At 69.0% G+C, this 8,844-nt stretch carries 13 protein-coding genes; 9 read left to right on the forward strand and 4 right to left on the reverse strand.

Going from position 1 to position 8,844, the window contains the following annotated elements; translation table 11 throughout:
• Nucleotides 1–61: 61 nt before the first annotated feature.
• From gatC to RS82_RS00120, 6 genes are all read left to right on the forward strand, one after another.
• Entirely contained in the window at nt 62–361 is a 300-nt protein-coding gene (gene gatC / locus RS82_RS00095; protein WP_045296062.1) for an Asp-tRNA(Asn)/Glu-tRNA(Gln) amidotransferase subunit GatC, read from the forward strand.
• 11 nt (nt 362–372) lie between these two features.
• Nucleotides 373–1,893 carry an Asp-tRNA(Asn)/Glu-tRNA(Gln) amidotransferase subunit GatA gene (gene gatA, locus RS82_RS00100; protein ID WP_045296048.1) on the forward strand — a complete coding sequence of 507 codons (1,521 nt, stop codon included), beginning with the start codon at nt 373–375 and terminating at the stop codon, nt 1,891–1,893.
• Nucleotides 1,893–3,416, forward strand: coding sequence for an Asp-tRNA(Asn)/Glu-tRNA(Gln) amidotransferase subunit GatB (gene gatB / locus RS82_RS00105; RefSeq protein WP_045296049.1), 1,524 nt, complete (start codon nt 1,893–1,895; stop codon nt 3,414–3,416). Before gatA ends, gatB begins: the two co-directional genes overlap by 1 nt.
• Nucleotides 3,417–3,519: 103 nt before the next feature.
• Nucleotides 3,520–4,782: a DNA polymerase IV gene (locus RS82_RS00110; protein WP_045296050.1), complete on the forward strand. Its 1,263-nt coding sequence runs from the start codon at nt 3,520–3,522 to the stop codon at nt 4,780–4,782.
• Between the two features lie 82 nt (nt 4,783–4,864).
• Nucleotides 4,865–5,185, forward strand: a complete 321-nt coding sequence (locus RS82_RS00115) for a hypothetical protein (RefSeq protein ID WP_045296051.1) — start codon at nt 4,865–4,867, stop codon at nt 5,183–5,185.
• Nucleotides 5,160–5,753 (forward strand): sigma 54-interacting transcriptional regulator, encoded by a 594-nt coding sequence (locus RS82_RS00120; RefSeq protein ID WP_425411871.1) that lies wholly within the window; start codon nt 5,160–5,162, stop codon nt 5,751–5,753. The genes RS82_RS00115 and RS82_RS00120 overlap by 26 nt, the downstream gene beginning before the upstream one ends.
• Before the next feature lie 7 nt (nt 5,754–5,760).
• Here the strand turns inward: RS82_RS00120 and RS82_RS00125 are convergent, their stop codons facing one another.
• The 4 genes from RS82_RS00125 to RS82_RS00140 form a co-directional block, all read right to left on the reverse strand.
• Nucleotides 5,761–6,255, reverse strand: coding sequence for a DUF2017 family protein (locus RS82_RS00125; RefSeq protein WP_045296053.1), 495 nt, complete (start codon nt 6,253–6,255; stop codon nt 5,761–5,763).
• Nucleotides 6,252–6,554 carry an ATP-dependent Clp protease adapter ClpS gene (clpS, locus tag RS82_RS00130; protein ID WP_045296056.1) on the reverse strand — a complete coding sequence of 101 codons (303 nt, stop codon included), beginning with the start codon at nt 6,552–6,554 and terminating at the stop codon, nt 6,252–6,254. The genes RS82_RS00125 and clpS overlap by 4 nt, the downstream gene beginning before the upstream one ends.
• Nucleotides 6,551–6,898: a metallopeptidase family protein gene (locus RS82_RS00135; protein WP_084695363.1), complete on the reverse strand. Its 348-nt coding sequence runs from the start codon at nt 6,896–6,898 to the stop codon at nt 6,551–6,553. Before RS82_RS00135 ends, clpS begins: the two co-directional genes overlap by 4 nt.
• Before the next feature lie 449 nt (nt 6,899–7,347).
• Nucleotides 7,348–7,599: a helix-turn-helix domain-containing protein gene (locus RS82_RS00140; RefSeq protein ID WP_045296059.1), complete on the reverse strand. Its 252-nt coding sequence runs from the start codon at nt 7,597–7,599 to the stop codon at nt 7,348–7,350.
• 105 nt (nt 7,600–7,704) lie between these two features.
• On the opposite strand from RS82_RS00140, the gene RS82_RS00145 reads away from it, so the two are divergent.
• From RS82_RS00145 to RS82_RS21205, 3 genes are read left to right on the forward strand one after another with little or no spacing between them, the layout of a single operon-like run.
• Nucleotides 7,705–8,007 (forward strand): helix-turn-helix domain-containing protein, encoded by a 303-nt coding sequence (locus tag RS82_RS00145; RefSeq protein ID WP_045296060.1) that lies wholly within the window; start codon nt 7,705–7,707, stop codon nt 8,005–8,007.
• Entirely contained in the window at nt 8,004–8,237 is a 234-nt protein-coding gene (locus RS82_RS00150) for an excisionase family DNA-binding protein (protein WP_045296061.1), read from the forward strand. Before RS82_RS00145 ends, RS82_RS00150 begins: the two co-directional genes overlap by 4 nt.
• The gene (locus RS82_RS21205; protein ID WP_157005210.1) at nt 8,234–8,398 is read left to right on the forward strand and encodes a hypothetical protein; all 165 of its coding nucleotides are present in this window, start codon (nt 8,234–8,236) and stop codon (nt 8,396–8,398) included. Before RS82_RS00150 ends, RS82_RS21205 begins: the two co-directional genes overlap by 4 nt.
• Nucleotides 8,399–8,844: the final 446 nt, after the last annotated feature.

Genomic DNA, 8,844 nt, shown 5'->3' on the forward strand with positions numbered 1-8,844 from the left:
GGCCCCCGAATGGGCGAGGGGGAAGCGGGGGCGGCTCCCGCTCCTTGACTAAACTGTGCTGGTGTCTGAAATCACCCCCGATCTCGTGCGCCATCTCGGTGTGCTCGCCCGGATCCAGCTGAGCGACGGAGAGGTCGAGCGCCTCACCGGGCAGCTCGACGCGATCGTCGACAACATCGCCAAGGTCTCCGAGGTCGCCACGCCCGACGTCGCCGCCACCAGTCACCCGATCGCCCTCGAGAACATCTTCCGTTCGGATGTGCCCGGCGATCTGCTGACGCCCGCACAGGTGCTGCAGAACGCGCCGGATTCCGCGGACGGCCGGTTCCGCGTGACCGCGATCCTCGGCGAAGAGCAGTAAGGGGCCCCGACGTGACCGATCTCACGAAGCTGAGCGCCGCCGCGCTCGCAGACAAGCTCTCCGCCGGCGAGGTGTCGAGCGTGGAGGCCACGCAGGCCCACCTCGACCGCATCGCTGCCGTGGATGCCGATGTGCACGCCTTCCTCCACGTCAACGAGCACGCGCTCGAGGTCGCGGCCGACATCGACCGCCGACGTGCGGCCGGCGACGACCTCGGCCCGCTCGCGGGCGTTCCCCTCGCGATCAAGGACGTCCTGGTGACGACGGACATGCCGTCCACCAGCGGCTCGAAGATCCTCGAGGGCTACATGTCGCCGTACGACGCGACCGTCGTCGCGCGCTCGCGCGCCGCAGGCCTCGTCCCGCTCGGCAAGACGAACATGGACGAGTTCGCGATGGGCTCGTCCACTGAGCACTCGGCGTACGGTCCTACGCGCAACCCGTGGGACCTCTCGCGCATCCCCGGCGGTTCGGGCGGTGGCTCGGCTGCTGCGGTCGCGGCCTTCGAAGCACCGCTCGCCCTCGGCTCCGACACCGGCGGATCGATCCGCCAGCCCGCGCACGTCACCGGCACAGTGGGCATCAAGCCGACCTACGGCGGCGTCAGCCGCTACGGCGCGATCGCGCTGGCCTCGAGCCTCGACCAGGTCGGCCCCGTCACTCGCACGGTGCTCGACGCGGGCCTCCTTCACGACGTGATCGGCGGGCACGACCCGCACGACTCCACGTCGCTGGCCCACGAGTGGCCGTCGTTCGCGGCCGCCGCCCGCGAAGGCGCGACCGGCGAGGTGCTCAAGGGCCTCAAGGTCGGCGTGATCCGCGAGCTGCCCGACAGCGGCTTCCAGGCGGGCGTGTCGGAATCCTTCCGCGCGGCTCTCGCCGCGATGGAGGCCCAGGGCGCCGAGATCGTCGAGATCAGCGCGCCGCACTTCGAGTACGGCGTCGCCGCGTACTACCTGATCCTCCCGGCCGAGGCATCCAGCAATCTGGCCAAGTTCGACTCGGTCCGCTTCGGACTGCGCGTCGACGTTCCGGGCGGCACCGTTGAGGACGTCATGGCCAAGACCCGAGACGCCGGCTTCGGCGACGAGGTGAAGCGCCGCATCATCCTCGGCACGTACGCTCTCTCGGCGGGCTATTACGACGCCTACTACGGGTCTGCACAGAAGGTGCGCACGCTCATCCAGCAGGACTTCGCGGACGCGTTCTCCCAGGTGGATGTCATCGCGACGCCGTCCGCTCCGACCACGGCGTTCAAGCTCGGCGAGAAGATCGACGACCCGCTGCAGATGTACCTCAACGACGTGACGACCATTCCGGCGAACCTCGCCGGGGTGCCCGGCATCTCCATCCCGTCGGGTCTGGCATCGGAAGACGGACTGCCGGTGGGCATCCAGTTCCTCGCTCCCGCTCACGAGGACGCGCGCCTGTACCGCGTCGGTGCGGCGCTGGAGTCCCTGCTCGTCGACTCGTGGGGCGGTCCGCTCCTCGACAGGGCGCCGGCGCTCGGCGCGAACGGAGGTGCCCGCTGATGGCGAAGGACAAGCTGATGGACTTCGACAAGGCGCTCGAGCTCTATGAGCCGGTGCTCGGATTCGAGGTGCATGTCGAACTCAACACCGAGACCAAGATGTTCTCGGCGGCGGCGAACCCCGCGAACTCCGCGAACCACGGCGCCGAGCCGAACACCCTCGTCGCTCCCGTCGACATGGGCCTGCCGGGCGCACTCCCCGTCGTCAACGAGACCGCGGTGCGGTACTCGATCAGCCTCGGCCTCGCCCTCGGCTGCTCGATCGCCCCGTCGAGCCGGTTCGCGCGGAAGAACTACTTCTACCCCGACCTCGGCAAGAACTACCAGATCTCGCAGTACGACGAGCCGATCGCCTTCGAGGGCTCGGTCGACATCGAGCTCGCCGACGGCGAGATCGTCACGGTGCCGATCGAGCGCGCGCACATGGAAGAGGATGCCGGCAAGCTCACGCACGTCGGTGGCTCGACCGGTCGCATCCAGGGCGCCGAGTACTCGCTCGTCGACTACAACCGCGCCGGCGTACCGCTCGTCGAGATCGTCACCAAGCCGATCTTCGGCGCCGAGGAGCGCGCGCCTGAGATCGCGAAGGCATACGTCGCGACGATCCGCGACATCGTGATCGCGCTGGGCATCTCGGAAGCGCGCATGGAGCGCGGCAACCTCCGCTGCGACGCCAACGTCTCGCTGCGCCCGCGCGGCCAGGAGAAGCTCGGCACACGCACCGAGACGAAGAACGTCAACTCCATGCGCTCGGTCGAGCGTGCGGTGCGGTACGAGATACAGCGTCAGGCGGCGATCCTCGCCGCAGGCGGGACGATCACGCAGGAGACGCGCCACTGGCACGAGGACACCGGCACCACCTCGCCCGGCCGCCCCAAGTCCGACGCCGACGACTACCGCTACTTCCCCGAGCCGGACTTGCTGCCCGTGGCACCGTCCATCGAGCTGATCGAGCAGCTGCGGGCAGCTCTGCCCGAGCCGCCCGCAGCTCGCCGCCGCCGTCTCAAGGCGGAGTGGGGTTTCGCCGACATCGACTTCCAGGGCGTCGTGAACGCCGGCCTGCTCGCCGAGGTGGAGGCGACGATCGCCGCGGGCACCTCACCGGCCGCGGCCCGCAAGTGGTGGACCGGCGAGTTGCTGCGCATCGCGAACGCCGAGGGCCGCGAACCCGCTGAGCTCGCGACGCCGGCCGACGTGGCGGCTCTGCAGGCGCTCGTCGACGCGGGAACCCTCACCGACAAGCTCGCGCGCCAGGTGCTCGAGGGCATGATCGCCGGGGAGGGCACGCCGCAGGAGATCGTCGATGCCCGCGGCCTCGCTGTCGTCTCGGACGACGGCGCGCTCATCGCCGCGATCGACGATGCGCTGGCCGCTCAACCCGACGTGCTCGAGAAGATCCGCGATGGCAAGGTGCAGGCTGCCGGCGCCGTCATCGGCGCGGTCATGAAGGCCATGAAGGGCCAGGCGGACGCCGCCCGCGTGCGCGAGCTCGTGCTCGAGCGGGCCGGCTCGACGGGCGCGTAGCGTCCACGGGTGCAGAGGCGCCCGAGCTGCTTCGAGAGGGCGGATCCCGGCCGGGATCCGCCCTCTCGCTCTCGATGTCCGAGGTTGATGGAAGGATCGAGCCATGGGGCGTGGCGACGGGACCGGCCGTGTCGTCTCACCGGAGGGTGCCGACGACAGCGGCGCCGGCATCCTGCACGTCGACATGGACGCGTTCTACGCGTCGGTCGAGCAGCTCGATGATCCCTCGCTGCGCGGCAAGGCCATCATCATCGGCGCACCCGACAGCCGTTCGGTCGTCTCGAGCGCGTCCTACGAGGCCCGGCGCTTCGGCGTGCGCTCGGCCATGCCGGTCGGCCAGGCGCTCCGGCTGTGCCCCCACGCGATCGTCGTCCCCCCGCACTTCGATCGGTATCTCGAGACGTCGGCGCAGGTCATGGGCATCTTCCGCGACGTCACCCCGCTGGTCGAGCCGCTTTCCATCGACGAGGCGTTCCTCGACGTGCGCGGCGCGCGTCGGCTGTGGGGCAGACCCGCGGAGATCGCACGGATGCTGCGCGCACGCGTCCGCGACGAGACCGGCCTCACGTGCAGCGTCGGCGTTGCGGCGACCAAGCACGTCGCGAAGATGGCCTCGACGATGAGCAAGCCCGACGGGCTGCTCGTCATCGCGGAGGCCGACACGGCCGCGTTCCTCGCGCCGCGGTCGGTGCGGGCACTGTGGGGCGTCGGACCGAAGACGTCCGAAGCACTCGAGGCGCGCGGCATCCGTACCATCGCCGACGTGCTCGACACGCCTCGCGAGCTGCTGGATCGCGCTCTCGGGGTCGCGATGGGGGACCGGATCTGGCACCTGGCGCGTGGGATCGACGCACGCGAGGTCGACACGAGCCGAGTCGAGAAGAGCGTGGGCCACGAAGAGACCTTCCACGAAGACATCGGCGACACCGCGATCCTGCGCTCCGAACTCCGCCGCCTCGCCGATCGCGTGGGCGCGCGCCTGCGCAGCGGCGGGTGGGAGGCATCGACCGTCGCGATCAAGGTTCGCTATGCGGACTTCACGACGATCACCCGCTCGCAGACGCTCCCCGAGCCCACCGCCGTCGGGCAGCGCATCGGAGATGCCGCGCACGAGCTGTTCGCGTCAGTGGATCGCGCGCTGCCGGTGAGGCTCATCGGCGTGCGCGCGGAGAAGCTGCGCCCGGCGGGCGCGGCGATGCCGACGCTGTGGGACGACGACGAGGGATGGCGGCGCATCGAGGACGCGCTCGACGGTGCCACCGCGAAGTTCGGGCGCGGCGCGGTCACCCGCGCGACGCTGCTGGGCACGCGCGGCGGAGGCACCCTTCCGTCGAGCCCGCCCCCGCCACGGTTCGACCAGGGGTGACGCGCTCGCACATGGCGCGGCGGGGCCTCCGGAGTTCGCCCCCGCGCTGTGCGAGCGGCGCGGCGGCGAGTACGTTGGACCCATGCCCAACATCGCACTCGAACTCGGCAAGCAGTCCGCGTCCTTCGGCGTGAAGAGCGCATACGGCGATCAGCAGGACGTCGACGGCGTCCGCATCATCCCGGTTGCGCTGACGTGGTCCGGCTTCGGCGGTGGATCCGACGAGGCGGGGAACGGCGGCGGTGGCGGAGGCGGCTGGGCCATCCCCCTCGGCGCATACATCCGTCGGGGCGACGACCTCCGGTTCGAGCCGAACATCATCGCGCTCCTGACGGTCGCGGTTCCGTTCGTCTTCTTCGCAGGTCGCGCGCTCAGCCGTGTCATCCGCACCCTCAAGAAGTAGCCAGGACGCGGTCGGCAATTCGCTCGGAATCGCGGTCGATCGGATCATCGCGGCGATCGAGCAGGTCGCGGCATCCAATCCCGTGGTCCTCATCGACGGACGAAGCGGTGCGGGCAAGACATCGCTGGCACGCGCTCTGGTTGCGCGGTGGCCTCTGCGCGGTCGCGTCCAGCTCGTGGCGCTCGACTCGATCTATCCGGGCTGGGACGGCCTGGACGACGGCGTGGAGCTCGCCAGGGAGCTGATCCTGACCCCACACGCCAAGGGATTCGTGGGGGTGTGGCAGCGATGGGACTGGACCGTCGGCGAACCTGCCGAGGCGCATGCCGTCGATCCCTCCCTGCCGCTCATCGTCGAGGGTTCCGGCGCGCTCACTCCGACGACCGCGCGGCTCGCCGACGTGCGGGTGTGGCTCGAATCGCCGACGGCCTCGCGCAAGGAGCGCGCCCTGGCCCGTGACGGTGAGACCTACCGTCCCCACTGGGACCGATGGGCGCGTCAGGAACAGCGGCACGTCACCCGCGACGATCCGATGAGCCTCGCGAGCCTCGTGTTCCCCGTACCGTGAGTGCGGGTCACTCCCCGCTGTCGAGAGCCGCGACGAGGCCGTCGAGCCGGTACCCGATCCAGTCGTAGACGCCGAACCGCGGATCGTCGTGCTCGTGGTCGTCCTCCTCGACGACGCCCAGCCGGGTCGCGAGCACCAGGCGGACGGCGGCGAGGGTTCGCAACCATGCCTGGGCCGTCTCCGGGGCGAGCCGGATCTCGACCTGCTCCAGCAGCGCCGGATCGTCGGGGTCCTCGGGGATCTCGGCTGCGTCCTGGAGGGATGCGAGCACGAGACCGGCGTCGGAGGCACGCCGATCGAGGAGGTCGGCCTGCGTCAGCGAACGGAACTCCCGCGCCGCGTCCTCGTCGTCCGCGTATGCCGTCGGCACCAGCCGTGCGATCGCGGGGTCGCCGTCGTCGGGCGCGGACTCGCGCAGCAGTTGGGCGAACTGGCCGACGAGGCCCGCGAGATGGGCGGCCTCGAGGCGGGCGACGTCGAGCACCACGATCCGGTCGATCATCGGGGTTCCTGCCTCACGGTGGCCCACAGGCCGTAGTCGTGCATCGCCTGCGCGTGCATCTCCATCTGCTCGCGGGGCCCGCGAGAGACGACCGCGTGCCCCTCGTTGTGAACCGCGAGCATGAGGCGCTCCGCGTCGGCGCGGGCGAGGCCGAAGTACTCGCGGAAGACGTGCGTGACGTAGCTCATCAGGTTGACCGGATCGTCCCAGACGACCGTCTGCCAGGGGCGCGCGGGATCGACGCGTTCGGAGAGGTCGATGTCTTCGTCGACCGACGGCGTGGCGAGCGCGGTCGTCATGCCCAGCCCAGCTCGTGCAGGCGGTCGTCGTCTATGCCGTAGAAATGCGCGATCTCGTGCACCAGCGTCGTATGCACCTCGTCGCGCAGCTCACCCTCATCGTCGCAGACCGCCAGATGCGGTTCGCGGTACACGATGATGCGGTCCGGCAGCTCGCCGACGCCGTAACGCTCCCGCTCGGTCAGCGCCCAGCCGTCGTAGAGCCCCAGCAGGTCGAGACTGCCGTCCTCTGGCCTGTCCTCGACCACGAAGACGACGTTGTCGAGGCCCTCGACCATGTCGTCGGGGAGCGCATCCAGCTCGTCGATCACGAGCGTCTCGAAGGTCGCGGCATCCATCTCCATCATGATGCCCCGCTTCTACGCGAATGGGGCGCGTGAGACGCGCCCCATTCGATTGATCTGGGGTGAGTAACGGGACTTGAATCTGTTTGCCACATGGTGTGCCAGTCGGGGTTCTGCCGCAGGATCACGCGGATTTGGTGTGGTTTGCTGTCCGGTCCAGAACCGCTCAGAACCCCCCTCTGTCACTCGGAAACGTAGGCGCGCCTACATGCGCTTCATCACGAAATGACGTCGACGGGACTTCGTGTCCGGACGTCGGCCTATGCTCATAGGGTTCCCCCAACACTCCCCACGGCACAGTCGTCCTCGCCTGGCTGGATGCCACAAACCCTCGAAACAAAATACGGAACTCACCCATGCCTACTGTGCGCGCGATCGCGGAACTCGCCGTTTCTCTCAACACGTCTCCCGTCAACGTTCTGAAGCGTCGGCTCGAACAGCTAGAGACATCACCCGACGTCATCGACGACCGCCGCTTGAGCGCGTTCGAAGATCACAACGGGCGACACATCGAGCGCACGGCAGATAGTCGCGAACGCCTGCGTGGGAATGTCGCGCTTGCCGTTTAGGTAGTGCAGCACTGCGCTCTTAGACAAACCGGTCGCCTCCACTATGGAGGCGACCGTTTGCTTTGTGCGGCCACGTTCCGCGCGTAGCTCGGCGGCAACCGCCTGACTGAAGTCGTATCCGTAATCGGCCATGCCCGAGACATTAGCACGCTATTCGACGACCAAGGGTGTACAAATTGCGTCGACGAGTTTCCATCTGGTGTCAGAAGCACTCATTTGACGTGCTACGGTCTCCGTATGGACACCACGACGGCCCCCCAGCCGGCCCCCACTCTGACCTGCCCAACCCGTGAGTCGGCCCCCACCGACTCCACTCCCGCCCGTATCGAATCCGCACGTCTGAAAGTCGACCGCACGAAGAAGTGGGTCGCAGAACAGGCTGGCATTGCCGTCAGCACATTCCTCCGCAAGCTCGCCGGACACGGCGACTTCACCATCAGCGAGCTCGCTCGCATCGCCCGCGCTCTGGGGGTGCATCCGAGCACGCTGCTCCCGTCCGAGTTCGCCGTCACCGCGACCGTGGACCGGATCGCAGCATGACCGTCCAGGCCGTGCCACGTGAGGCGGCGATCACCGCCGCCGAACTCGCCGCGAAGCTCTCATGCTCGCTCGACACGGTCTACCGTCTCGCGGAGAAGGGCGACCTGCCCGGCTTCCGCCTCGGGCGCGAGTGGCGGTTCTACCCGTCCGTCGTCGACGCCCACCTCACGAAACCCCGCGACCGCTGGGCACAACCCAAGCGCTCGCGAGTCCGGAAGCGCGTCGCATGATCCGCGGCCTGCTCATCCTCATCGGCGTCACACTCGTCGTCGCCGGCATCCTTCCCACCCTCATTCGGCTTCACGCCGACGGCGTAACGGCCCTCGCGATCCTCGGCTTTCTGATCGTCGTGCTCGCGAAGTACTGGCCCACCGCGCCCACCCCTCAGTAGCGGCCCCACCGCTACGGCCCCTGTGACGTTCGCCGCGTCACGGAGGGCGCTATTCGTCGCGCCTTGCGACGGACGATGCCACACCCCTAATGACCCCGGCTGACCGACCGCGCCGAGGGGGACAGGCAGAAGTAACTCCACAGCGATAAGCGTTGCGACGCACCACCGACGGCCCCGCCGTCGACAGCCCAACCAAGGGGCGGCTGAGTGCGATCGCGGTGTGAAGACCACAACACCGTGGCGGGCCGTCTCGTGAGGGCGGCCGGCAGGAATCGAAGGGATTCCCAGACTTCCGTGCGGATGGACCGGCGGCACGAACCCCTCGGGGTCGGGCTGGTGAACGCACGGGCGCAGGCAGGTAGCGGGCGGCATCCGTCGCCCCGGGGTTCAACTCCCCGCTGCGCACAGGCGGCGCGCACAACCCCCACCGGTCACCCCACCCCATC

The organism is Microbacterium trichothecenolyticum (assembly GCF_000956465.1).
GTDB classification, from domain to species: domain Bacteria; phylum Actinomycetota; class Actinomycetes; order Actinomycetales; family Microbacteriaceae; genus Microbacterium; species Microbacterium trichothecenolyticum.

What these genes read in the sequence shown, in the direction of transcription:
- RS82_RS00140 (WP_045296059.1), bottom strand. Translation starts at nt 7,599, where the DNA reads ATGGCCGATTACGGATACGACTTCAGTCAGGCGGTTGCCGCCGAGCTA.
- clpS (WP_045296056.1), bottom strand. Translation starts at nt 6,554, where the DNA reads ATGACGACCGCGCTCGCCACGCCGTCGGTCGACGAAGACATCGACCTC.
- RS82_RS00115 (WP_045296051.1), top strand. Translation starts at nt 4,865, where the DNA reads ATGCCCAACATCGCACTCGAACTCGGCAAGCAGTCCGCGTCCTTCGGC.
- RS82_RS00125 (WP_045296053.1), bottom strand. Translation starts at nt 6,255, where the DNA reads ATGATCGACCGGATCGTGGTGCTCGACGTCGCCCGCCTCGAGGCCGCC.
- gatB (WP_045296049.1), top strand. Translation starts at nt 1,893, where the DNA reads ATGGCGAAGGACAAGCTGATGGACTTCGACAAGGCGCTCGAGCTCTAT.
- RS82_RS00150 (WP_045296061.1), top strand. Translation starts at nt 8,004, where the DNA reads ATGACCGTCCAGGCCGTGCCACGTGAGGCGGCGATCACCGCCGCCGAA.
- RS82_RS00110 (WP_045296050.1), top strand. Translation starts at nt 3,520, where the DNA reads ATGGGGCGTGGCGACGGGACCGGCCGTGTCGTCTCACCGGAGGGTGCC.
- RS82_RS00135 (WP_084695363.1), bottom strand. Translation starts at nt 6,898, where the DNA reads ATGGAGATGGATGCCGCGACCTTCGAGACGCTCGTGATCGACGAGCTG.
- RS82_RS21205 (WP_157005210.1), top strand. Translation starts at nt 8,234, where the DNA reads ATGATCCGCGGCCTGCTCATCCTCATCGGCGTCACACTCGTCGTCGCC.
- RS82_RS00145 (WP_045296060.1), top strand. Translation starts at nt 7,705, where the DNA reads ATGGACACCACGACGGCCCCCCAGCCGGCCCCCACTCTGACCTGCCCA.